Origin of the sequence: Porphyromonas uenonis DSM 23387 = JCM 13868, assembly GCF_000482365.1 — a bacterium.
In the GTDB taxonomy this organism is placed as follows: Bacteria; Bacteroidota; Bacteroidia; order Bacteroidales; family Porphyromonadaceae; genus Porphyromonas; species Porphyromonas uenonis.
In genome coordinates this window covers 42,976-67,570 of sequence record NZ_AXVC01000022.1, presented here as the reverse complement: position 1 = coordinate 67,570, position 24,595 = coordinate 42,976, and the positions used below count along the sequence as shown (strand labels likewise).

At 54.1% G+C, this 24,595-nt stretch carries 17 protein-coding genes and 1 tRNA gene; 14 read left to right on the top strand and 4 right to left on the bottom strand.

Annotated elements, in window-relative coordinates:
* Positions 1-430: 430 nt before the first annotated feature.
* The 3 genes from L215_RS0101280 to L215_RS0101270 form a co-directional block, all read right to left on the bottom strand.
* The gene (locus tag L215_RS0101280) at positions 431-682 is read right to left on the bottom strand and encodes a hypothetical protein (RefSeq protein ID WP_025882827.1); all 252 of its coding nucleotides are present in this window, start codon (positions 680-682) and stop codon (positions 431-433) included.
* Positions 683-797: 115 nt separating this feature from the next.
* Positions 798-1,121 (bottom strand): hypothetical protein, encoded by a 324-nt coding sequence (locus tag L215_RS0101275; RefSeq protein ID WP_025882828.1) that lies wholly within the window; start codon positions 1,119-1,121, stop codon positions 798-800.
* Positions 1,118-1,885 (bottom strand): ADP-ribosylglycohydrolase family protein, encoded by a 768-nt coding sequence (locus L215_RS0101270; protein WP_025882829.1) that lies wholly within the window; start codon positions 1,883-1,885, stop codon positions 1,118-1,120. The genes L215_RS0101275 and L215_RS0101270 overlap by 4 nt, the downstream gene beginning before the upstream one ends.
* Before the next feature lie 289 nt (positions 1,886-2,174).
* Here L215_RS0101270 and L215_RS0101265 point away from each other — a divergent pair.
* The 14 genes from L215_RS0101265 to mutL all read left to right on the top strand — a co-directional run bounded on the left by L215_RS0101265 (position 2,175) and on the right by mutL (position 23,187).
* Positions 2,175-2,246: transfer RNA gene (locus L215_RS0101265), tRNA-Arg, on the top strand.
* 129 nt (positions 2,247-2,375) lie between these two features.
* Complete coding sequence (gene rplU / locus L215_RS0101260) at positions 2,376-2,693, top strand: 50S ribosomal protein L21 (protein ID WP_027451216.1); 318 nt, start codon at positions 2,376-2,378, stop codon at positions 2,691-2,693.
* Positions 2,694-2,712: 19 nt separating this feature from the next.
* Entirely contained in the window at positions 2,713-2,970 is a 258-nt protein-coding gene (gene rpmA / locus L215_RS0101255) for a 50S ribosomal protein L27 (RefSeq protein ID WP_025882830.1), read from the top strand.
* Between the two features lie 484 nt (positions 2,971-3,454).
* Positions 3,455-3,952, top strand: coding sequence for an LSm family protein (locus L215_RS0101250; RefSeq protein WP_025882831.1), 498 nt, complete (start codon positions 3,455-3,457; stop codon positions 3,950-3,952).
* Between the two features lie 63 nt (positions 3,953-4,015).
* The gene (gene nusA, locus L215_RS0101245; protein WP_025882832.1) at positions 4,016-5,425 is read left to right on the top strand and encodes a transcription termination factor NusA; all 1,410 of its coding nucleotides are present in this window, start codon (positions 4,016-4,018) and stop codon (positions 5,423-5,425) included.
* 112 nt (positions 5,426-5,537) lie between these two features.
* Positions 5,538-8,660 carry a translation initiation factor IF-2 gene (gene infB, locus L215_RS0101240; RefSeq protein ID WP_027451215.1) on the top strand — a complete coding sequence of 1,041 codons (3,123 nt, stop codon included), beginning with the start codon at positions 5,538-5,540 and terminating at the stop codon, positions 8,658-8,660.
* A gap of 299 nt (positions 8,661-8,959) precedes the next feature.
* Positions 8,960-9,565, top strand: coding sequence for a sugar O-acetyltransferase (locus tag L215_RS0101235; RefSeq protein ID WP_027451214.1), 606 nt, complete (start codon positions 8,960-8,962; stop codon positions 9,563-9,565).
* A 26-nt stretch (positions 9,566-9,591) separates the two neighbouring features.
* Positions 9,592-12,438: a DNA polymerase I gene (polA, locus tag L215_RS0101230; protein WP_027451213.1), complete on the top strand. Its 2,847-nt coding sequence runs from the start codon at positions 9,592-9,594 to the stop codon at positions 12,436-12,438.
* A 640-nt stretch (positions 12,439-13,078) separates the two neighbouring features.
* Positions 13,079-13,795, top strand: a complete 717-nt coding sequence (gene clpP, locus L215_RS0101225; protein WP_027451212.1) for an ATP-dependent Clp endopeptidase proteolytic subunit ClpP — start codon at positions 13,079-13,081, stop codon at positions 13,793-13,795.
* Positions 13,779-15,098, top strand: coding sequence for an ATP-dependent Clp protease ATP-binding subunit ClpX (gene clpX / locus L215_RS0101220; protein WP_025882833.1), 1,320 nt, complete (start codon positions 13,779-13,781; stop codon positions 15,096-15,098). The genes clpP and clpX overlap by 17 nt, the downstream gene beginning before the upstream one ends.
* A gap of 100 nt (positions 15,099-15,198) precedes the next feature.
* Positions 15,199-17,403: a DNA helicase RecQ gene (recQ, locus tag L215_RS0101215; protein ID WP_025882834.1), complete on the top strand. Its 2,205-nt coding sequence runs from the start codon at positions 15,199-15,201 to the stop codon at positions 17,401-17,403.
* A gap of 25 nt (positions 17,404-17,428) precedes the next feature.
* A complete protein-coding gene (locus L215_RS0101210; RefSeq protein WP_027451211.1) occupies positions 17,429-18,847 on the top strand; it encodes a peptidylprolyl isomerase in 1,419 nt (472 codons plus the stop codon).
* Positions 18,848-18,911: 64 nt separating this feature from the next.
* Positions 18,912-21,038: an OstA-like protein gene (locus L215_RS0101205; RefSeq protein ID WP_025882837.1), complete on the top strand. Its 2,127-nt coding sequence runs from the start codon at positions 18,912-18,914 to the stop codon at positions 21,036-21,038.
* A 208-nt stretch (positions 21,039-21,246) separates the two neighbouring features.
* Complete coding sequence (gene mutL / locus L215_RS0101200; protein WP_025882838.1) at positions 21,247-23,187, top strand: DNA mismatch repair endonuclease MutL; 1,941 nt, start codon at positions 21,247-21,249, stop codon at positions 23,185-23,187.
* 238 nt (positions 23,188-23,425) lie between these two features.
* On the opposite strand, the gene holA is transcribed toward mutL, so the two are convergent.
* On the bottom strand, positions 23,426-24,475 hold the full coding sequence (gene holA, locus L215_RS0101195) for a DNA polymerase III subunit delta (RefSeq protein WP_025882840.1): 1,050 nt from the start codon (positions 24,473-24,475) through the stop codon (positions 23,426-23,428).
* Between the last annotated feature and the right edge of the window lie 120 nt (positions 24,476-24,595).

Sequence of the window (24,595 nt, the reverse complement as noted above, 5' to 3'; positions counted from 1 at the left end):
CCCCTACTTCGGAGCTGACGGGGAGGCTGACGCATGATAACCCAGCCGTCTAGGAGCTACACATGACGACAATTAGGAATACAGGGCTCAAGTATCGCTACAGAGTGGCTACGGAACCTCTCTGATTACTCCTTCCTCCCGAAGAATGGAATTCCTACCTAGAAATTTGTCCAATAGCTACCTAGGAATTCCCCCAATTCCTACCTAGGAAATAAAAAATACTTCGGAGGAATCAAATGAAACTTCGGAGGAATCAAATGAAACTTCGGAAGAATCAAAAAATAAGTCCGAAGAATTTGCCCATTTCCTAGGTAGCAAATCAGAAATATCTACGGAGGAATTTGGGCAATTCCTAGGTAGGAAATCAGACAAGCTTGCTTTTATCGTACATGCCCCCTGCCCAGAGGCCGATCTCAGGCGAATGATAGATTTATTCGTAGCGAGGGATAGTCACATCAGAGAAGTCTCTCTCAATTGCTTCTATGAGCTTATCGTCGTGCAAAACCTCAACGGCTAGTTGGAGCAACGTTCCAGCATTTGACGAAGGGTTCTCTTTCATAAGTCGGATAAACTCTTCTTTGTCTACTAGTGCTTGACCAAAACCTCCATTTAGAAGCTTACTATCCGAGCAGAAGTCAAACATGGTCTTATACTTGAGATTAGTATAGTCTTTACTCTTCATAACTCAACGCTTTCAAGACCAAAGGTACAAACTAAATGCACCTTGGCCAAAGTGGCACACACGATAATGAAAGTCACCGCACAGCTAGACGGCTGAGACGTTGACCTAACGGACTTCACGGAGTTGGGAGGTATTGACGGATTACGTCAAAATCATCGTATGGAAAGTTTTTTCCGTGCCAAAGGTCTAAATAGAATATGATTGCTCTCTTTTCAAGCGAGATGGAGCTGTCTATAAGCACGCCTGTACACTCATCAGACGCTAGAGCCTCTTCTAATGAGTCTTTCAGCCTTTGGAAGAAGCTCTTATCGTCAGAGACCTTGTCAGCTAAAGACTTTTCCCCACTCCACCAAAGAGCATCAATAGAGCCTCTGTCAAACGGACACTCATCTTCGCCTTTATAGTAGCGGCATTGCTTAATCAGTTCATCTCGTGTCATCGGATCGTCTGACGGAAGCTGTCTACGACTTGGCGCATATCCTCGGGTAGATAAGCGAGGGCGCGTTGCTGTATCTCGGGGGGTATCCCGAAGTGCGCCTCGGCGAGGCTCCCGGCGATAGCTCCTATGGTATCACTGTCGCCGCCGATGGAGATGGCGAGGCGGATAACCTCCTCGAAGGTGCCCCCCGCTAAGAAGCAGGCTATCGCTTGCGGTACGGTCACTTGGCATGTTTCGTCAAAGCTGTTGTGCTCTCTGATGTAGTCTACGCTTTGTGTGAGGTCATAATGGTAAGTATCCTCGAGGTGCTTCTTGAGGTCAGCTTTGCTCGCCCCACCTCTGAGAAGGTAGATCGCATCTGCGATAGAGACCGCCCCTTTTATCCCTTCGGGATGGTTGTGGGTGCACTCGGCACTCGCCTTAGCTTGTGACAGGACAGCGTCACGAGTGGGTAGCCAACCGCATGGAGAGACACGCATGGCGCTACCGTTGCCATAGCTGCGATACGGTACTGGCGGTGTCATATAGATCCACTGATGAAAGCGCCCGCCGTAGGCACCTTTAGGATGGGGGTAGCGCCTGCACCAGGTCTGCAAGGTGTCGGCAAAGTCCGCTCCTCTCAGCAGTGCATCGGCAATGGCTACAGTACAGATTGTATCATCTGTATAGTCACACCCTTTGGCAAAAAGCTCAAAGTCTGTGCGGTGGGTATTTGCGAACTCAAATCGTGAGCCTACGATGTCTCCTATTATTGCTCCTAACATAACTTGCTCGTTGTTTTGTACAAAGATAATGCTTCCCTGCGAGTCGGGACGCAAGCCATCGGGGCGTCCGTTGAGTCAAAGGTTACAGCATCTTGATTTTAACGAGGACGGACGCCCTCCCGCTAGACGCTCCCGTGCGTCCCTACATAGGTCTACTCGTAATATTTGCGTAACTGTGATGGCGGGCGGAGGTGCGGGGGTACCGTTTTATTGCGTACCTTTGCGGTGGCAACTGTATGAAGAGGGTCACAGGCTCTGTGACACAGGCTTTATATGCAGACATGCCGAGGCCCCTGTAGTTCAACGGATAGAATAGAAGTTTCCTAAACTTTAGATCTGAGTTCGATTCTCAGCGGGGGTACGCTTGCGGGGTGTGAAGTTTTTTGTACCTTTGCAGTCGATTTACTTCCTAAGTAGGGTTTGTCAAGCGCTAGTCGATCGTAGACAGCCACCTTACGGGACTATATAATAATAGTAACAGACGAACGTAATGTACGCAATTGTTGAAATCCAAGGTCAGCAGTTTAAGGTAGAGGAGGGTCGCAAGCTCTTCGTGCATCATATCCGCGAGGTGGAGCAGGGTGCAGAGGTTACCTTTGACCGGGTTATGCTCCTAGACAAGGACGGAGCAGTAACAGTAGGTGTCCCCACAGTAGAGGGCGCACAGGTAGTATGTGAGGTCGTATCTCCCATCGTCAAGGGTGAGAAGGTGCTGATCTTCCACAAGAAGCGGAGAAATGGCTATCGCAAGCTCAGAGGGCATCGCCAGCAGTTCTCCGAGATACTAGTAAAGCAAATCGTAGGATAATTAAAGACTCTAAGGAATCATGGCACATAAGAAAGGTGTAGGAAGCTCCAAGAACGGACGCGAATCCGAAAGCAAACGCCTAGGCGTTAAGATCTTTGGAGGTGAAGCCTGTAAGGCTGGTAACATCATCGTACGTCAGAGAGGTACGCAGCACCATCCCGGAGAGAACGTGGGCATGGGCAAGGATCATACCCTCTATGCACTTACAGACGGCACGGTCGTCTTCTCTCAGACGAGAGGTGATCGTAGCTTCGTCTCTGTAGCGGCACACGAGTAGTCATCTTTTAGAGACACTTCGCTAAGCTCTACGCTACACGATACAGCAGCCCCTCCGCCTCCTATCCCTTGGTTTGATAAGGGTTATGAGGTAGAGGGGCTTGGCATTTTTTGATTCTTCCATCATTACCTAGGTAGCACGCTGGATTATTTACCTTGCATCGGGTAGAGACTCCGCAAATCTTTCGGGTAGCCCTTTGTAGGGACGCTCGGTCGAGCGTCCGTTGTCGAACAGCAAGACGTATGATCGGAACATTGTAACCCTTGACAGGGACGGACGCACGACCGTGCGTCCCTACAAATCGTTACTCGTAAGATTTTCGAATCGGGTAGACAGTATGCTATCTGAAGAAATATTACTATCTTTGCATCGTAATGAACCGGTTGAGGTCGTACGGCTCACGAGCAGTTGACTCAGCTTAGGTATGGAGGAGGAAGCCATGCGACAGCGGTTCCCTCCTTTTTGTATATAACCATCGAGTATCATGATAGATCTAGCAGTACTCCGCACAGAAATAGAGCAGATGCTCCACGAGGACGAGTTCGTCGTGGAGATAACTAGTAGCCCAGGGGATCAGATCCGAGTAGTGGTCGATGCCATGGGAGGCTTGCCCATCTCTCGCTGTGTCGATATCTCCAGAGCTATCACGCAGCTACACGATCGTGACGAGGAGGAGGACTATGCCCTAGAGGTTTCGTCGCCTAGTCTCTCCGATCCGTGGCAGGTCTACGAGCAGTACACCCGTCACCTGGAGTCGCCCGTGCAGGCGGTCGACGCGTCAGGGATGAAGTGGCACGGCAAGCTCATCGAGGTCGGGGCTAGGGGCGCAGATCAGCTACCCGAGTATGTCGTCCTAGAGGTCGAGCGCACGGAGATCGTACCGGATGGTAAGAAGAAGAAAAAGCAGCAGATCATCGAGCCTCATCGCATCGAGCGTGATCAGCTAAAGCGTATTTCGTACGACCTAGACAAGGCACTCTGATAGAGCCCCTACCCCATCATTACTTAAGACAGTAGTCCCACAGAAGAGATCCAACACAGATATATGGCTAGAAAGAAAGAAGCAACGAGCTTAAAGGTTCTACTCACTGAATTCAAAGAGCTGAAGAACATAGACGAGGAGACGATGCTCCACGTATTAGAGGACTCCTTCCGGAGCATCCTCGCTAAGATGTTTGGCTCAGACGACAACTTTGACGTGATCATCAATGCGGATAGCGGAGACTTTGAGATCTGGCGTACCCGCGAGGTGGTTGCTGACGATGCGGTCGAACGGGAGAACGAGCAGGTGGCCTACACGGAGGCTCGTGAGATAGACCCCGAGGCTGAGATCGGAGATGATGTGACTGACTCGGTGGACTTCCTCTCCTTCGGTCGGCGCGCTATAGTCAATCTACGCCAGACCCTCTCAAGCAAGATATTGGATCTGCAGAAGGAGCACTTCTACCAGACCTTTATAGAGCGTGTAGGAGAGATGATCACCGCCGAAGTCTATCAGGTATGGAAGCGTGAGACCCTACTCGTCGACGAGGATGGCAACGAGCTCATCATGCCCAAGAGCGAGCAGATCCCTGACGAATACTTCCGCAAGGGCGATAGCGTCCATGCCGTCATAGCTCGTGTGGACAATGAGAACAACAATCCTCGTGTCACCCTTTCACGCACTAGCCCTGAGTTCCTCAAGCGTCTCTTCGAGATCAACGTACCTGAGATAGCTGACGGACTGATCACGATCAAGCGTGTAGCACGTATCCCAGGCGTCCGCGCCAAGATTGCCGTCGAGTCATACGATGACCGCATTGACCCAGTCGGCTCTTGTGTCGGTATGAATGGTAGCCGTATACGTGGCATCGTACGGGAGCTACATGGGGAGAACATTGACGTCCTCACCTACACGTCAAACGATAGTCTATTCATACAGCGTGCGCTCAGTCCTGCCAAGGTCTCTTCCATCGAGCTCTACCCAGAGACGGCAAAGGCAGAGGTTTACCTACAGCCTGAGGATGTACCTCTAGCTATCGGTAAGAACGCTAGCAACATCAAGCTGGCGTCCGTCCTGACAGGCTTTGAGATTGAGGTCTTCCGTGATGCGGCAGATACGACCGAGGAGGATATCTACCTCTCCGAGTTTAGCGATGAGATCGAGGACTGGGTCATCAAGATGCTTCTAGACATTGGTCTGAACACGGCTCGTGCCGTCCTGACCACGTCACGCACGGAGCTGCTCCAGAAGACCGATCTCGAGATAGAGACCATCGACCATGTCCTACGCATTCTCTCGTCCGAGTTTGACCTTGAGGAGCTAGAGAAGATGGGGCTACCACAGGAAAACATTGACCTGATCAAGAGCCCTGTACCTACGCAAAGTGAGATCGCAGAGGCGATCATAGAAGACCTCAAGGAGGACGAGACGCTTGCTAAGCCTCACTCAGCCGACGAAGCTACCGAGGAGTAAGCAGAGCACACCTATCAGCCAGTCACAGTGTAGGGGTGAGCGTGACTGGAACCATGCACAACGATAAGAACAAATCGAACCCCACCCGTAGACGAGCAATCAAGAGAAATATATGTCCATAAAACTGTTTAGCCTAGCCAAAGAACTCAACATCGGAGTCAATTCGCTTGTCGCCTTCCTTCACGACAAGGGAAAGGAAGTCGACAACAACCCCAACACACGCATCACGGATGATGAGTTTAATCTGATCCTGCGTGACTTCACGCCGACCTTTGATGAGGAGACTGTAGGAAGAGCCAAGAAGAAGTTCCTCCGTAGCAAGAGCACACCTAAGGCTAAACCAGAAGAGCCGACGCCCACAGCGAAGCCCGAGGCTAGTAGTTCCAAGGAGCAGCCCACAGAGGCCAAAGCTCCAGCCACTGCAAAGGAACAGGCAGAGCCAGACATTCCCACAGCGGCAAGCGCTTCGCAGCTCAACGTCGTAGGCAAGATAGAGCTGGACAAGCACAACAACCCCGTCTCGGGTTCTACTACCAAGGCGACAGCCACTAAGACGAGCAAGACCCAAAGCGCGACCAAGAGCTCGACCAAGAGTGCAACCAAGAGCACGACCAAGAGTGCGACGACAGCTAAGCAGAAGGAGACTACGCAAGAAGAGCCTGCCAAGGAGACCAAGAAGACAACCGAGACTAAAGCGACAAAGGAGGAGGTTAAGCCCGTAGAGAGTCCTAAGTCCTCCGCTAAGGCTACTGCTAAGGAGCAGGAGCCAGCGACCGTCGTACCGAAGGAGGCAGAGCCTACGACGGCCAAGGAGCCTGCGCCAGTTGCTACTAAGGAGCCGACACCCAGCGAGCCCAAGCCCGCAAAGGAAGAGCCAAAGCAGAAGGCTTCCGAGCAACCAACCGCCGTCACCCCAGAGCCAGCTGCCAAGGAGACCCAGCCACCTGCTCCCAAAGCAGGTGCACCCACCGAGGCAACTACAGAGCCCAAGGGTGAGGACGACACAGAGATATTTCGCATTGCCAAGAAGGAGGACGAGCCACAGCTCAAGGTGGTCGGTAAGATTGACCTCAGTAGCTTCAGCAGTTCTCGCTCGCGCAAGTCTAACAAGGACAAAGACAAGGACAACAGCCGTCGTAAGCGCAAGCGCATCTCCTCAGGAGCTGTCGATGTCAAGAGCGAAGGCGCCAAGATACAGGACGATCGCTCAGGCAAGAAGGGCGGTCGCTCAGCAGCTCCACAGCGAGGCGAGCGACCAGCACGTAATGAGCGTCGCACCGGACGTAAGAGCAAGCGTCAGGAGCCTGTCTTGACTCCCGAAGAGCAGGACGAGCTAAGAGCTAAGCAGGTCAAGGAGACCCTGGCACGGCTCAACAACAAGCAGACGACTTTCGGACGTGCCGCTAAGTCTAGACGTGAGAAGCGCGAGGCGCGCCGTGCCGAGTTTGAGCGTGAGCAGGAGCTCTCCACACAAGACGAGAAGGTACTCAAGCTGACCGAGTTCGTCACCGTGAGCGACCTTGCCAACATGATGAATGTCCCTGTCACCGACGTCATCTCCACCTGTATGAGTATCGACATGATGGTGTCGATCAATCAGCGTCTTGATGCCGAGACGATCAACATCGTTGCCGAGGAGTTTGGCTACGAGACCGAGTTCGTATCGGCCAACGTCGTTGAGGCGATCTCCGCCGACGAGGAGCCCGACAAGCCTGAGGATCTAGAGCCTCGGCCACCTGTCATCACCATCATGGGTCACGTAGACCACGGTAAGACTTCACTACTTGACTGCATCCGTCGTTCGGACGTTATCGCAGGCGAGGCGGGCGGTATCACGCAGCACATTGGTGCGTACAACGTAACCCTCTCCGACAGTCGTCGCTTGACCGTCTTGGATACGCCAGGCCACGAGGCTTTTACCGCTATGCGTGCTCGTGGTGCCCAGATCACAGATATTGTGGTCATCGTCATTGCGGCAAATGATGCCGTGATGCCCCAAACCATTGAGGCGCTCAACCACGCTAGTGCTGCTGGTGTGCCGATCATCTTTGCAATCAATAAGATTGATGTCAGCGGAGCCAACCCGGACAAGATCCGTGAGCAACTCGCTGGTATGAACTACCTCGTCGAGGATTGGGGCGGTAAGTATCAGGTACAGGAGATCTCAGCCAAGAAGAACATCGGCATCCCCGACCTACTAGACAAGATCTTCCTCGAGGCCGAACTCCTCGAGCTCAAGGCCAATCCTCATCGTCGTGCTTCTGGCTCCGTCATTGAGTCTTCACTAGACAAGGGCAAGGGTTACCTCGCCTCCGTCTTGATCCAGCGAGGCACCCTCCACATCGGAGACTACATCCTAGCTGGTAGCTACTACGGACGTGTCAAGGCTATGTACAACGAGTACAACAAGCGTGTCGACACCGCTGGGCTATCCACGGCCGTCTCTATCCTCGGCTTCAACGGGGCACCGACCGCTGGTGATGACTTCAACGTCATGGAGAGCGAGCAGGAGGCTCGTGAGCTGGCTGTCAAGCGTGAACAGCTACAGCGTGAGCAAGGCTTGCGTACGCAGAAGATGCTTACCCTCGACGATATCGGTCGTCGCATCGCTGTGGGCAACTTCCAGCAGTTTAACCTCATCATCAAGGGTGACGTGGACGGCTCCGTACAGGCACTGGCCAACTCGCTCATCGAGCTCTCGACGAAGGAGATCCAGGTGAGCGTCATCCATCAGGGTGTCGGTCAGATCACCGAGTCAGACATTCAGCTGGCGACGGCATCCGATGCTGTGATCATCGGCTTCCAGGTTCGTCCCAGTGCTCAGGCCCGTAAGCTCGCCGAGCAGGAGGGCGTCGAGATCCGCACCTACTCTATCATCTACGATGCTATCGAAGATGTCCGCGACGCCCTCGAGGGCATGCTCTCGCCAGACATTCGCGAGCAGGTCACAGCCAATCTGGAGGTACTGCAGACCTTCAAGGTGAGCAAGATCGGCACCATCGCCGGCTGTATGGTCACCGATGGCAAGATCAAGCGTACCGACAAGGTGCGCGTCATCCGCGACGGTGTGGTCATCCATACGGGTCAGCTGGAGTCGCTCAAGCGCTTCAAGGACGAAGCCAAGGAAGTGGTCTCTGGTCTCGAGTGCGGTATCAATATCAAGAACTATAATAACATAGAGGTGGGCGACATCATCGAGTCCTTTGAGGAGATCGAGGTTCGGCGCAAGCTCTAGTCCCCTACCCCAATACATTTGTCGAGGTGGCGACTGCTTCTTACAGAGGAGCGGTCGCCACTTTTCTTTTGCCTCTGCCCCATTTCAGCTAGGTTCAAACAGGTGAAACTAGAGTTTCATACGGAAGAAACTGGAGTTTCATACGGGAGAAACTAGAGTTTCATACGGAAGAAACTGGAGTTTCATATAGGTGAAACTGCAGTGCCCGCAGAAGGAAAGAGAAAGGCGAGGGGATTTATTGTACCTTTGTCGTAGAGGATCGCTTAGCAAATGCCTCTCTGCATTGATCACTTCATCGTATGTCTCACACTACGCCCTCATTATCGTTTATACCCTCCCCACAGCCCGAGGGTTACCGCTACTATAATATAAAGAGCGACACCGACCGTCAGCTCTTGGCCAGTCGGTGCAAAGAGCGACTGCAAGCCTTGCACCGCATACCCGTCGAGGAGCGGGCGCAGTATCATCGTGCGCTGCAGGAGTTGCTCGGAGGGTTTGGCGAGGAAAGTTGGCTGGTGACCCCATTCTTCTGTGACTACGGGAGTGAGATTGAGGTGGGTAGTCATACCTTCATCAATAGTGGCTGCACCATGCTCGATGGCGGACATGTGACCATCGGCGACCATGTGCTCATCGGTCCCTCCGTGTCGCTCTACAGTGTGGGGCATCCGCTCGACCTCGAGGAGCGTGCTGCCGGCTGGGAGTTTGGCATCCCGATCATCATCGAGGATCACGTGTGGATCGGTGGAGGCTGTACGATCCTCCCCAGCGTAACCATTGGCCGAGGCTCCGTGATTGGTGCGGGGAGTGTCGTCACGAAGAGCATCCCCCCGATGAGCCTAGCCGTGGGCAATCCCTGCCGTGTCATTCGCTCGCTCAGCAAGCCTACCGAATCCCTAGATTAACCCGTCACTTTTACCCTATCTGAACTATGCCTACGCTCTATCTGCTTGACGCTTATGCACTGATTTACCGAGCTTACTACGCCTTCATCAATCGTCCCCTCGTGGATGCGCAGGGTCGCGACACGAGTGCGCTCTACGGCTTCGCCTCCACGCTGCAAGACATCATTGACAAGGAGCGCCCCGACTACATTGCCGTGGCGATGGATATGCCGGGAGGAACCTTTCGCCACAAGGAGTACCCAGAGTACAAGGCCAATCGCCCCGAGACGCCCGAGACGATACGCTTCTCCATGCCCTATATCAAAGAGTTGGTGCAGGCTTACCAGATACCTCTGCTAGGGGTCGAAGGGTACGAAGCGGACGACCTGATCGGTACCCTAAGCCGTCAAGCTGTCGAGGCTGGCTACGAGGTGCGCATGGTCACGCCAGATAAGGATTACGGGCAACTCGTCGGACCGCATGCACAGATGTTTGCGCCACAGCGCACGGGGTCAGGCTTCGAGCTACTAGGCGCTGAGGAGATAACCGCTAAGTACGGCATCCGCTATCCGCTACAGATGATTGATTACTTGGGACTTGTGGGCGATAGCTCGGACAATGTGCCCGGTTGTCCAGGCATTGGCAAAGTCGCAGCGCAGAGACTCCTCGAGGAGTTTGACTCGATCGAAGATATCTACGCACGCATTGACCAGGTGAAGCCAACCTATGCGAAAAAGCTCCTCGCAGCCAAGGAGCAGACGATGCTCTCGAGACATCTCGTCACCATCGTGACCGACGTGCCTGGAGTCACCTTTGACCCAGATCAGATGAAGTGGCGGGGACCCGACCACGCCGCTGTGGAGCGCATCTTCAAGGAGTTTGCCTTCACCTCGCTACTGAAGCGCATCGGCAAGCCCGTAGCGACCGCTGCTCAGGTAGGGCTCTTTGACCTTGGCGGTACCTCGGCAGCGCCAAGTTCGCCAGCTACGATCGAGGTGTCGGGCCCCGTTAGCGCGGCAGCTCCTATGGAAAACTACAAGACGGTTGGCGTGACCTTTACCGAAGTCCAAGGTTACGAAGCAGTGAGCCAGCTCGCTAAGCAGTTGGCGGGCAGCTCCGTTGTTGCCTTTGACACCGAGACCGACAGCCTTGATGCGCTCTGTGCGGGCATCGTCGGGATGTCGCTCTGTGCCGACGAACGGCAAGCTTACTTTATCCCGCTCCCCGAGTCGGCTGAGGAGGCTGCGCATATACTCTCTCCACTTAAGGAACTGATGCAGGACGAGCGTGTGCTCAAGGTGGCGCACAATGCGAAGTTTGACCTAGAGGTGCTGACACGCTACGGACTCCCCGAGGCGCGCCCGCTCTACGACACGATGCTAGCGCACTACCTGATCGATGCCGACCAGGGGCACAGTCTCGACGAACTGGCTGGAGGCTTGCTCCGCTACGACACGATACGGTATAAAGATCTCTCGCCTCTGGAAAGCTTTGCGCTACGCACCGACGTAGACCCCAAGCTCCTCTGCGACTACGCCAGCGAAGATGCCTACGTGACGCTACGCCTTTACCATGCCCTGCACAAGCAGCTCTCCCCTACCGAGCAGCGTCTCCTCACCGAGGTGGAGATACCGCTCCTCTACGTGCTGATGCACATGGAGCAGCGTGGCATCGTCCTCGACATCAAGGCTTTGCAGCGCTCCCGTCAGGAGCTGCTCGAGAGCGTCCTTCGCCTAGAGAAAGAGATACAGAGCTACTCCTCACGAGGGCTTAACCTCAAGGTCAATAGCCCGAAGCAGATCGGCGAATTGCTCTTTGACGAACTCCAGATTGTGGAGAAGCCACGCAAAACCAAGACTGGTAGCTACGTGACCAACGAGGAGACGCTCCTCCCGCTTCGCTCGCTCCACCCCGTCGTCGCGCTCATCCTAGACTACCGCGAGGCGCGCAAGCTGCTCAACACCTATATAGATCCACTGCCCAAGATGTGCTACCCCGATGGCAAGCTCCACACTTCGTACAATCAGGCAGTCACCGCCACGGGCAGGCTCTCCTCGAGCAATCCGAATCTGCAAAACATCCCCATCCGTAGCGACCTCGGCCGTCCCCTGCGTCGTGCCTTTGTCGCTGATCCGTACTACACCCCGCGCCTTTCGGCTTGCGCTCCTGTGGATCATACCCATGAGGAGCCGATCGGCGCTGTCCTGCTGAGTGCGGACTACTCGCAGGTGGAGCTGCGCGTCATGGCGCATCTGAGCCAAGATCCAGCGATGATACACTCCTTCCTCTCGGGCGACGATATCCACACGGCGACAGCTGCTAAAGTCTTTAAGGTGGCTCCCGAGGAGGTGACCCCGCTGATGCGCAGCAAGGCGAAGACGGCCAACTTTGGCATCAACTACGGCATCACGCCCTACGGTCTGAGCCAGCGACTCAACATCCCCGTTGGCGAGGCAGCCGAGCTGATCAAGGAGTACTTCGCCACCTTCACCCATATACAAGCCTTTATGAATGAGGCTATAGCGCTGGCCACCGAGCGAGGCTATACGGAGACCGCCTTCGGTCGTCGTCGGCAGTTGCGCAACCTCCGCACGGCACGTGGAGCCCAGCGTGGCAATGCTGAGCGCAACGCGATCAACGCACCGATCCAAGGCACCGCTGCCGACATCATCAAGATCGCTATGATACGCGTCGAGGAGGAGCTGACGAAGCAACAGCTACGCAGCTACCTCGTCCTGCAGGTGCACGACGAACTGGTCCTCAACGTCTATCTCGACGAACTGGATCGTGTCACAGCCCTCGTTCGCGAAGCGATGGAAGGCGCCTGGCCCGAGTGCTCCGTGCCGCTCGTCGTCGAGATCGGCTCTGGAAAAGATTGGCTCGAGGCGCACTAATTCGTCCAGGCCTGACGCATCATAAAAATGAGCTCGTCTCATTTCCTACCTAGGAATTTGATAGCTAGGTAGACGTTAGAAATTAGAGACTAGAAGTTAGACGAAACGACTAGCCCTGTTGTAGGGACGCACGGGACGAGTAACGAAGTGTAAGGACGTACAGACGTGTAACGGTTGTAGGGACGCACGGAAGTGTCAAGTCGGAGGGCGTCCGTCTCCGTTAAAAGTTACGATTCCCAGTTTGTATGATGACTAGATTATATGTCTCGCCTTGACACAACGGACGCACGACCGTGCGTCCCTACAACCGTTACTCGTCGGCTGGTTTGACAACGGACGCTGTAACCTTTGACACAACGGACGCCCTCCGACTTGACACTTCCGTGCGTCCCTACACCCGTTACACGTCTCGCTTTGACACAACGGACGCACAGATCGTGCGTCCCTACACCAGCTACTCGTGATATTTGCGGGATCTACGATGAGAGGGGTGTAGCGTATGTTCAGAAATAGCGTTATCTTTGTTTCTAGAATCAAGCTAGGTCGGGTTGACTTGCCTAGCTATAACCTTTAGCAAGTGAAGCTTGGCTTCGCTCCTTTAACCTATAAATAGTAACTCACACAACTCTGCTTCATCAATATGACAGACCATAATAAGGACTTCGTCCACTATGCACACGCTCATCTTCGGATGAATACCAATGCACTCAACGACTACATAACTGCCTCCACAGGCTACATCAACCCTACCATCATCGAGGAGCGTCAGCTCAACGTGGCTCAGATGGATGTCTTCAGCCGACTGATGATGGATCGTATCATCTTCCTCGGCACGGAGGTCAACGACTACACGGCCAATGTAATCCAGGCACAGCTCCTATATCTAGATAATGCGGACCCAGGCAAGGATATCTCGATCTATATCAACAGCCCTGGCGGGTCGGTCTATGCGGGCTTTGGCATCTACGATACGATGCAGTACGTGGGCTGTGATGTCTCGACGATGTGTACGGGTATGGCAGCTTCGATGGCTGCTGTCCTCCTCGTAGCGGGTGCTGAGGGCAAGCGCTACGCACTGCCCCACTCACGGGTGATGATCCACCAGCCAATGGGCGGTATGCAGGGTCAGGCGAGCGACATAGAGATCGCTGCCAAGGAGATCCTCAAGGTGAAGGCTGAGCTCTACAAGATCATCGCTGATCACTCGGGTCGCTCTGTCGAGGATATCGAGCGAGACAGCGACCGTGACAAGTGGATGACTGCCTCGGAAGCGTTGGAGTATGGTATGATCGACAAAGTACTCACATCGACTAAGCAGACAGCTAAGGAGAAGAAGGCAGATGGCAAAGAAAAGTAATTCGATAGAGCGTCGCTGCTCCTTTTGCAACCGTCCTGAGAGCGAGGTGCCTATACTAATAGGTGCCGAGGGCTCTGCACAGATCTGTAGTGATTGTGCTGAGCAGATCTACGCATTGCTCTATCAGAACGGCCTTGTCTCTGCACCTGTGCTAGATGCTACCAAGCAAGAGAAGCAAAAAGGCACGAACGCTTCATTTGCTCCACTCACCTATGAGTCGCTACCCAAGCCTCAGGAGATAGACGCCTACCTAGACCGTTATGTGATCGGGCAGACCGATGCTAAGAAGTATCTCTCAGTGGCTGTCTACAACCACTACAAACGTATCTTGGCTAGCCAAGAGGAGGGCGAGAAAGGTGACGAGAGCTCTAAGCTGGACGATGTAGAGATTGCCAAGAGCAACATCCTCATGGTAGGACCGACGGGATGTGGTAAGACGCTCCTAGCTCAGTCTATAGCTCGTATGCTACAGGTGCCCTTTGCGATGGTCGATGCGACTGTCCTGACGCAGGCGGGCTATGTGGGAGAGGATATAGAGAGTATCATCTCTCGTCTACTGCAAAACTGTGACTACGACGTCGCAGCTGCAGAGCGTGGCATCGTCTTCATCGATGAGATCGACAAGATAGCTCGCAAAGGCGACAACCCCTCCATCACTCGTGATGTGAGTGGTGAAGGGGTCCAGCAGGGTCTCCTCAAGCTCCTCGAGGGAAGCGTCATCAACGTCCCCCCTTATGGTGGTCGCAAGCATCCCGAGCAGAAGTTTATCCAGGTCAATACGCAGCAGATTCTCTTCATCTGTGCAGGCGCCTTCGACGGTATCGAGCGCATCATCGGCTCTCGCCTCAACACCCGTGTGGTGGGTTATAAGGAGCAGCAGATGGACTACCAGACGATCCAAAACAATCTGTTGGCACACATTACTCATCAAGACCTACGACGCTACGGCCTGATCCCCGAGATCATCGGCCGTCTGCCTATCCTTACCTATCTGGACGCTCTAGATAGTGACTCGCTCCTGCGCATCCTCGTGGAGCCTAAAAACGCCATCACGAAGCAGTATCAGAAGCTCTTTGAGATGGATGGCGTGCGGCTTACCTTCGACGATGACGCACTCAAGTATATCGTCAGCATCGCTGTCGAGACGAAGCTGGGGGCTCGCGGACTACGCTCGATCGTGGAGAAGATCATGATCGATGCGATGTACGAGATACCCTCTCTCAAGCGCAAGACACTACGTATCACAGAGCAGTATGCTCGCTCTAAGGTGACGCCGAGCATGACTACCTCTCTAGCAAACTAAATCTACCTCTGCCACAAACCTGTGCACCACTCTATGTAATCGTTATCTACCTTTTGGGGAGTCTATTCAACGGCTCCCCTGACGGTCAATCTCACCAACCATGACACACAATCTGACAGAACTACTGAGTAAGATCTTCGGCTTTGAAGAGTTCAAGGGAAATCAGAAAGAGATTATCCAAAGCCTGCTAGAGGGTCACGACACTTTTGTCTTGATGCCTACGGGTAGCGGTAAGTCCCTATGCTATCAGCTCCCTGCGCTCATCATGGAGGGGACGGCGATCATCGTCTCCCCGCTGATTGCTCTGATGAAGAATCAGGTCGATGCCCTGCGAGAGACGACTGGATCTAACGACATAGCGCACGTACTCAACTCGTCGCTCAATAAAGCTCAGCTGGATCAGGTCTACCAAGATGTCTCTGCGGGTGATACGAAGCTACTCTATGTGGCTCCCGAGTCGCTCGGCAAGGCTGAGAACATAGAGTTCTTTCGTCAGATCAAGATATCCTTCTTTGCGATCGATGAGGCGCACTGTATCTCGGAGTGGGGGCATGACTTTCGCCCTGAGTATCGCAAGATACGCCCTGTAGTTGATGAGATAGGACGCAGACCGATCATCGCCCTGACAGCGACAGCGACGCCTAAGGTGGAGCACGACATACGCAAGAATCTAGGCATCCTCGATGGGAATATATTTAAGTCTAGCTTCAACCGTCCTAACCTTTACTACAGCGTAGAGCCGAAGGGGGAGGATGTCAATGCGCGCATCATCCGCTTTATCCGCAAGAGACCTAACAAGAGTGGCATCATCTACTGCATGAGCCGTGAGAAGGTGATGAACCTCTCCAAGTTGCTCCAGATGAATGGCATCAAGGCTCTCCCCTACCATGCGGGACTGGACGCTAAGGAGCGCTCGGCAAACCAGGACGCCTTCCTGAGTGAGGAGTGCCGTGTGATCGTCGCTACGATAGCCTTTGGCATGGGTATCGACAAGCCTGACGTGCGCTACGTCATACACTACGACATGCCTAAGAGCCTCGAGGGCTACTATCAGGAGACAGGACGTGCAGGTCGTGATGGCGGCGAGGGATACTGCTTAGCCTTTTATAATGAGAAAGATATACAGAAACTGGAGAACTTCATGCAGGGAAAACCTATCGCCGAGCAGGAGATAGGTAAGCAATTACTCGCAAAAACTTCTACCTTTGCACTCACGCCCATGTGTCGACGGGCATATCTGCTCTATTATTTCGGAGAGAGATATGACAAGGAGAACTGTGGAGCGTGCGACAATTGTGCAAAAAACAGACAAACGATGGAGGCTAAAGAGCTTTTGAAACAACTGCTCCAAACGGTCTTGGAGCTCAAAGAACAGTTTAAGAAGGACCACGTCATCGACGTGATCCTAGGTTGCGACACTGCCCCTATTGAGGACTTTCATCATGACAAGCTGAAGTCCTACGGCATAGGCGAAGACTACTCACGAGAGATCTGGGAGCTAGTCGTAGAGCGTGCACTGGTGCTACAGTACCTCACCGAGAGTACAGAAACCTACGGCATCCTGAGCGTCACACCGAGTGGTAAGAAGTTTATCAAGAAGCCTACCTCATTCAAGATTGTCGCTCCCGATGCGGAGGATCTAGACGATGACGATGATGATCTAGACGATGATGAGGAGGTAGATAGCGCTGCATCTAGTGGACGTGGACGTACGGCCTCCACAGACCCCGCTCTCTACAGCATCCTCAGGGATATACGCAAAAAGCTGAGCACTAAGCTAGGACTCGGTACGGCGGGCATATTCCCCGACTCAGCACTTGAAGAGATGTCTACTCTATACCCCATAACCTTACAAGAGCTGAAAAACATTTCGGGTATCAATGTTGAGCAGGCTGACAAGTATGGAGAGGAGTTTGTCCGAGTCATACGCAACTATGTCGAGGAGTATGAGATCGAGCGTCCCGAGGACTACAAGATCCGCACTCTGCCCAACAACACCAAGCAGCACATCTCTATCGTGCAGCAGCTAGACCGTCAGGTGCTCCTCGAGGATATAGCGATCTCGCACTCTATCAGCACGGACGATCTGCTTACCGAGCTAGAGCGCATCGTCAAGTCTGGCACCAAGGTAAAGCTTAACTACCTCATAGCCTCCGAGCTTGGTGAGGATAGCTATGACGAGCTAAAGGAGTATCTAGAGGATCACCCAGGGTGTACTCTGGACGATCTCATTAGCGAGTACGAAGACTTCTACAACGAGGCAGAGCTACGACTCGCTATGATCATCTACTCCTGCAATCAATAAAGACCACATTAGCAATACAACTCTTATGTCTATCTATAGATTATCTACACCTCATGTACGCTGGGTGATACCGTTCATACTCTTGTCACTGCTGACGAGCCTCTCCATGACGGCACAGACGCCACAGCACAAAGCCTCCGCAGGATCTGTCGTTGATGAAGCTATATGGACCGTAGGCGATGAGCCCATCCTTAAGTCTGAGATAGAGAATCAAAAGCTCTACATGCGCTCCCAGGGAATGCCTCTCGAGGGAAACCCAGACTGCTACCTCACGGAGCAACTAGCGGTTCAGATGCTCTTCCTCAACCAAGCTAAGATCGATAGTATCTCGGTAGATAATACTAAGATAGACCGATTTGTGGACAACTTTATGGAGAGTCTCGTACAGCAGGTCGGCTCTCGTGAGCGTCTTGAGGAGTACTTCAATCGTCCCTACTCAAGCATTCGTGAGCAACAGCGCACTATGGCGGTCAATAATGAGATCGTTCGGCAGATGCAGCAGAAGATCATCCAGGGAGTCACGGTCACGCCCTCAGAGATTCGCTCGTACTACGCTCAGATACCACAAGACAGCTTGCCCTACATACCAGATGCTGTCGAGGTGCAGGTGCTTAGGATCACGCCAGAGATAGAGCTAGCAGCCATTGACAAGATCAAAGAGCAGCTCAGAGGCTACTCCGAGGACATCCTCGCTGGGCGCCGTGACTTCTCTACGATCGCACGACTCTACTCGCAGGACTCCCGCACCTCTGTACGTGGTGGCGAGTATGGCTTCGTGGCTCGTAGTTCGCTAGAGCCTGAGTTCGCGCAGGTTGTCTTTGCCCTGTCTGACACCAAGCAGGTATCACCCATCATACGTACCGCTACGGGTTATCATATCGTACAGCTGATTGAGAAGCGTGACAACACGATCAACTTCCGCCACATACTCCTCAAGCCCAGCATTGCCCCTGACAAACTACAGCAAGCCGTCAGCAAGGCGGACTCTGTCGCTGTAGTGGTGCGCAACGGTAAGACGACCTTTGACGATGCCGTCGTCCTGTGTAGCAACGTGACCGAAACGAAAAACAACTATGGTCTCCTCCTCAACGAAAACTACGAGAGCGACCGCTACGGCACGGCTCTCTTTACAATGTCTGAGCTACAGCAAGACTACGCTGCCCAAGTAGACAAAATGCAGGTGGGCGATGTCTCCCCAGCATTCGTCTCTCAGGATGCAAATGGCAATACGCAGGTAGTACTTCTCAAGCTCAAGCAGCGTATCTCGGGACACCGTGCTGATATGGCTACCGACTTTCAGCTTGTCAAGCAACTAGCTCTGCAGGATAAGAAGCAGAAGGAGCTAGACAAGTGGATCGTACAGCACCAGAAGAGTACGTATATACGCATTAGCCCTGACTATCAGCAGTGCGACTTCAAGTATCCAGGTTGGATCAAGAAGTAGCTCGTCCCCTTGACTAGAGGATGACGACCGACTACCCAGGTCTGTCTACTAAATCATTGAGTCCATGTCTCAACAGTTCCACTCAGCGAGCGCCACACAGCGACTACTACTCACCCTCAGCGGGTTGCTAGCAGTCGCTCTGCTCCTCTTCGTGGGGCTACCGCTATGGGGCGGTACGGCATGGCTTCACACTTCGCCTCATACGGCAGAGACTCCCGCACCTCCCCCTACGATGGTGGGCGGCAAGCGTCTCATCATCCTAGAGCATGCCGACATCCTCAGCCACGATCAGGCTATACTCCCGGACGTCGTCATCTTGTCAGGCAATGTGCGCCTCAGGCACGGTAGCTGGATCATGACTTGCGACAGTGCCAATCTCAACGAGGTGACCAACTCCTTTGACGCCTTCGGTCATGTGCAGATTCTAGAGGGAGACTCGATCTCGATCACCGCTGGAGAGATGACCTACGACGGTATGACCACCCTAGCGGAGCTGCACGACAATGTGATATTGACCAAAAATGTCACGACTCTCTTTACCGAAAGACTCTTCTACAATCGCAGCCAAAAGGTCGCTTACTACGACAACTTCGGTACCCTAGCCGACTCGGTCAATACGCTCACATCTATCTACGGGGAGTACAACACCGGCTCTGACGAAGCGCTCTTTCAGAATCAGGTACACCTAGAGAACGACCGCTTCACCCTCGACACCGACATACTACACTACAATACGAAGACCTCGATCTGTCGTATCGTTAGCCCCACCATCATTGAGACAACCGACTCGGTCACGATAGAGACTGACCGTGGCTTTTACAATACGGACACCGAGCAGAGCATCCTCCTCGACCGCTCTCTGGTCACCCACCCCGATGGCACCATGACGGGCGACTCGATACTCTACGACAAGAAGAGACAGATCTGCCAGGCCTACTACGACGTAGTGATAGACAATCAAGAGGACAAAGCAACCTACTTCGGTGACTACGGCTATCTTGATCAGGCCAACGGCTATACCTACGCCACAGGACGAGCCTACGTCATGGACTACTCCGAGGAGGACACCTTATATATGTCTGCCGAGATCATGGAGGGGATCAAGCGCAATCTGCCCCCGCCTCCAGGCGCTACCGACTCGCTAGAGGTCAAGTACACCAAAGGCTACCACAACGTACGCCTTTACCGCAAGGATATACAGGCCATCGGGGACTCTGTGCACTACTTCTCCGTGGACTCGCTCATCAAGCTCTTTGGCTCTCCGATCTTGTGGAACGACTCGACCCAGCTCAAGGGCGACACCATCTATGCTCACCTCGCCAACGATACGATCGACCACGCCTTCGCCTGGCTTAATGCGTCAAGCGTTCGCTGGCTTGACTCCATCAAGCAAGATCGTGTCAAGGCCGATACGATCCAAGCATACTTTCGCGAAGGTACCCTCGACCACGCTTTCTACCGCTCCAACGTCGAGTCTCGCTACTACCTCATACAGGAGAAAGCGAAGCATTACTACGCACTGGCTCAGGTTAAGAACCCGCAGATGGATGTCTACGTTACCGATGACAAGCTTGACCACATCCTCTGGCATGGCAAGGCCGAGGGGACGATCCACCCGATCCAAGACCTCACCGATGAGCTGCGTCAGATGAGCGGTGCCGAGTGGCATGGCGACAAGCGCCCGCTCTCACCTGAAGATGTCATCCCCGACCGCACAGCGCCTCCAGCCTCTACTGACTCGCTCGCCACACTGCAGGGGCAAAACAGCAAGATGAGCAAAGGCTTCGACGGCCTAGCCGCATGGCAAGCTTTCTACAAGGAGTACCAGCAAGCCATGGAGAAGCCTAAGCCAGCTGAAGCTAAGAAGACGGCATCACCTGACACGACCGCTATGGCCGTGGAGCCACTCTCCGTCTACATCCGTCGCCCACTAGAGAGCGACACCAGCTCCGTACCGTCTCTCGCAGACTCGCTGCAGAGCTACATGCACCTCTTACCATTATACTCATGGGACTCATATTCAGACCGCGAAAACCGCGCACCTTCCACCACCAACCCATCTATTGGGATCCTAAGAAGGAGCAACTCCAGCGACGCATCGAGCAGATCAGACGAGAGCTCGAAGCTGCCGAAGGCTCCGACACAGCAGGAAGTAGCGACAACACCAGCAAAGACGACGGCAAGCAAGTAGAGTCCGCCTATGGCTCTGGCGAAGAGTTTCGTGACACCCTCTCCGAGAGCCTCTACGGTGGCACGCGCCATCTCAAGAAGCAGCGAGACCGAGGGATAGACAACTACGCCCGCTCAGGCATCATCCTGCGCTGCATCCTTATGCTCATCCTCTTAGGCTTCATCGTCTGGGTACTATACTATAGACAGGGTCCCCTCTTCTCCATCCTATGAGCGAAATCATACATCTCCTCCCCGACAGCATAGCCAATCAGATAGCCGCTGGTGAAGTGATCCAGCGACCAGCCTCCATGCTCAAAGAGCTGGTCGAAAACGCCATTGATGCCCACGCCACGCAGATAACCATCGAGTTACAAGATGCTGGCAAAGAGCTCATGCGCGTCATCGATGACGGCGTCGGGATGAGTCCGCTAGACGCTCGTATGGCCTTCGAGAGACATGCCACCAGCAAGATATCCTCCGTCGACGACCTCTTCACGCTCCGATCCATGGGTTTCCGTGGCGAGGCGCTAGCCTCCATCGTGGCGGTGGCTCAGATCGAGCTGATCACACGACAAGCCGACAGTGACATAGGCTACAAGCTCTTGATCAACGGCTCCGAGGTCATCAGCTCCGCACCCACCGTTGCCGAGGTGGGCACCTCTATCACGGTGAAGAATCTCTTTTACAACGTCCCCGCACGGCGACGCTTCCTCAAAGGCTCCGAGACGGAGTTGCGACACATCTACCGCCAGTTCGAGCGGATCGCTCTGGTCTACCCCGAGATCGCCTTCACACTCTACTCCGAGGGCAAGCTCATACGCAACCTCCCCAAGAGCGACCTCCAGCATCGCATCGTAGACCTCTTAGGCAAGAGCTACGCCAAGCAGCTCATCCCCATCGAGTACCAGGGTCCCTTGGCAAATGTCTCGGGCTTCATCACCTTGCCACGAGACGCTAAGCGTAGAGGAGCCCAGCAATTCTTCTTTGTCAATGGACGCTATATGAAGCACCCCTACTTCCACCGTGCTGTCATGAACGTCTTTGAGGACCTCGTCGCGCCAGGTAGCCAGCCCAACTACTTTATCTACTTCCAGGTGGACCCCAGTCGTATCGATGTCAATATACATCCGACCAAGACGGAGATCAAGTTCCTCGACGAGCAGGCTATCTTCAAGCTCCTTATGGTAGTGCTACGAGAGCACCTCAGCACCACCAGCGCTATGCCCGCCATCACCTTTAGCACCGACCAGCTCATCGAGATACCGGCCTACGATGCCACACGACAGAGCAGCACGGCACTTCAAACACCGCCCGTACAGATAGATCCAGAGTACAATCCCTTTAAAGCTATCTCTACGGACGACCAGAAGCCCCTCGATCCGCTCTCCTCGATGAGTAGTGGCTCACCCGCTCATTGGGAAAGCTTTATCGACGACTTCCAGCAGAGACGAGGCGAATCAACACTTCCCGAAAGCCAACCCACAGAGGCTGTCCCCACAGCGATGGATCCACTCTTTACGGTCTCCGCTAGCCCCTCTCAGCATGTGGCCAATAGCTCTAACTTGGTCTACACCTTTCAGGAGCGCTACCTCTTCACCACCATGAGCGACCGCCTCGCCGTCATACAGATTGAGCGCGCATTGCTACGCATCTACTACGAGCAGCAGATAGCCACGCTCACACTCGAGCCTGACCAAGCGCAGCCACTACTCTTTGCCGAGGAACTGTCGCTACCCTGCGACCTCTACCCGACCCATCACGAGTTGGTCGAGAGCTTGCAGCAGATCGGGTTTGAGATCACCCCGCAAGCAGAGGCCTCCGCAGACCCAGACGAAAACGTCTACCTCATCACCTCCGTACCCAAGCCACTACGTCCCATCGGCGTCGCAGACTTGATCACCAAGACACTCGGTGAATACCTCGATCAGGTCGACAAAGACGATACCGACACCACACTCCCCCCTGCGGAAATCCTAGCGCAGCTCTTCCTCTCTGGCGAAGCGCTCCGCCAAGCCAGTGAACTGGTGCGTCACACACTCCATGCACGAGCTGCACAGCCCAGTCAGATCATCTCAGACCTCTTCCTGACGCCCAATTCGCAATTCGACCCGCTCGGGCGCTCCATCATGGTCTCGCTCACCTCCGAGGAGATCGACAAGTGGTTCTAACCACCCTCGGGACCAAACATCTGTCCTCCCTTAATAAGTAGACGATGCAAAGATGAGACGAGTAGCGACCTGTAGGGACGCTCGGTCGAGCGTCCATCCCCGTTAAAAGCGACATCGTCAAGATTGTTCTACAACGGACGCTCGACCGAGCGTCCCTACAAAGGGTTACTCGTTCCGAGCGTCCCTACACCGGGCTACTCGTCTCGCTTTGATTATTCCGACGGGCGGGGGCTTTCGTTTAGTACTTCAGCGCAAAGATCTGCGTCAGGAGGTCTAGGTAGATGGTGCGTGCCGAGGCGTTGACCCCGTGGGCACCTTTGGCGTCACCATCGGCACGTCGTATGGCGGAGATGATGTTGAGCGTCTGCTGCTTGGAGTAGAGACGCATGGCCGACTGGTACATTCGGGCCATCGACTCATACTTCAGGTTGAGCGCCTCCTGTATGTTTTTCTGACTATTGGTCGGGAGGTAGTGCGCTACCATCAGATTGGCAAAGAAGCCGTAGAGCGAAGCGATGATCTGGGGGACGGGGTACCGCTTTTCGTCCTCCGCCATAGCGAGTGCTATCTGCAGCGCCTCGTCATCCCGACGCCGCTGCACCGCATTGAGCAGGTCGTAGGGACCGTACTTACGCGACTTGCTGACCACCTGCTGCACCATGGCACGAGAAACGAGTCCGCCAGCGCCCTTGGCGGGTATGGAGAGCTTTTGCAGCTCCGAGTAGAGCGTCTCCAGATCGTATCCGACCCGCTCGATCAGCGTCGTGATCGCTTGCGGAGCCAGCTCCAAGTCTAGCCCCTTAGCCATCTGGATCATCGCCTCTCTTAGTTCGTTGTCACGCCTGACGGGTGCCGACTCGATAAGCGCCACCTGCGACTTGAGCGCCTGCGCATTCTTCTTGGCAGCTGCGGGGAGCGCGTCGTGGTATAGGATAAGGAGTGTGGTGCCCTCGGCAAAGGTGGTCGCATCGCGTATCAACTCGGCAATGCCGTACGGCTTCTTGAGGACGGAGCTCTTCTTAAGATCCTGCGCATCACGCAAGACGATCAGACGCTTCGGCGCAAACATGGAGAAGGTCTGCGCCTGCTGAAGGACCTCAGGAGCGGTCGTCTCAGAGCCGAAGTAGACGACGAGCTGGGTCGTGCGCTCCTCCTTAGGGATATAGTTCTCGACGACCAGCTCCTCTAGTCGATTGATATAGTAGCTCTCCTCTCCGTAGCCAAGCACGAGAGGCGGGAGCGGTTGACCCGACCGGATCTGGTCACTAATCTGTACGAGTTCAGTCATAGCTGCATCTTCCTATCGATCAGAGACGATACCAACGTCGTACTGTCTCCGCTTTGCATTGCACAGCAAAGGTAGTGAAATGGCCTGAGCCAAGGGATTTGCTCTCCTTAATTGAATATA

Coding starts and splice junctions, on each gene's coding strand:
- L215_RS0101280 (WP_025882827.1), bottom strand. CDS start 682: ATGAAGAGTAAAGACTATACTAATCTCAAGTATAAGACCATGTTTGAC.
- L215_RS0101275 (WP_025882828.1), bottom strand. CDS start 1,121: ATGACACGAGATGAACTGATTAAGCAATGCCGCTACTATAAAGGCGAA.
- L215_RS0101270 (WP_025882829.1), bottom strand. CDS start 1,885: ATGTTAGGAGCAATAATAGGAGACATCGTAGGCTCACGATTTGAGTTC.
- rplU (WP_027451216.1), top strand. CDS start 2,376: ATGTACGCAATTGTTGAAATCCAAGGTCAGCAGTTTAAGGTAGAGGAG.
- rpmA (WP_025882830.1), top strand. CDS start 2,713: ATGGCACATAAGAAAGGTGTAGGAAGCTCCAAGAACGGACGCGAATCC.
- L215_RS0101250 (WP_025882831.1), top strand. CDS start 3,455: ATGATAGATCTAGCAGTACTCCGCACAGAAATAGAGCAGATGCTCCAC.
- nusA (WP_025882832.1), top strand. CDS start 4,016: ATGGCTAGAAAGAAAGAAGCAACGAGCTTAAAGGTTCTACTCACTGAA.
- infB (WP_027451215.1), top strand. CDS start 5,538: ATGTCCATAAAACTGTTTAGCCTAGCCAAAGAACTCAACATCGGAGTC.
- L215_RS0101235 (WP_027451214.1), top strand. CDS start 8,960: ATGTCTCACACTACGCCCTCATTATCGTTTATACCCTCCCCACAGCCC.
- polA (WP_027451213.1), top strand. CDS start 9,592: ATGCCTACGCTCTATCTGCTTGACGCTTATGCACTGATTTACCGAGCT.
- clpP (WP_027451212.1), top strand. CDS start 13,079: ATGACAGACCATAATAAGGACTTCGTCCACTATGCACACGCTCATCTT.
- clpX (WP_025882833.1), top strand. CDS start 13,779: ATGGCAAAGAAAAGTAATTCGATAGAGCGTCGCTGCTCCTTTTGCAAC.
- recQ (WP_025882834.1), top strand. CDS start 15,199: ATGACACACAATCTGACAGAACTACTGAGTAAGATCTTCGGCTTTGAA.
- L215_RS0101210 (WP_027451211.1), top strand. CDS start 17,429: ATGTCTATCTATAGATTATCTACACCTCATGTACGCTGGGTGATACCG.
- L215_RS0101205 (WP_025882837.1), top strand. CDS start 18,912: ATGTCTCAACAGTTCCACTCAGCGAGCGCCACACAGCGACTACTACTC.
- mutL (WP_025882838.1), top strand. CDS start 21,247: ATGAGCGAAATCATACATCTCCTCCCCGACAGCATAGCCAATCAGATA.
- holA (WP_025882840.1), bottom strand. CDS start 24,475: ATGACTGAACTCGTACAGATTAGTGACCAGATCCGGTCGGGTCAACCG.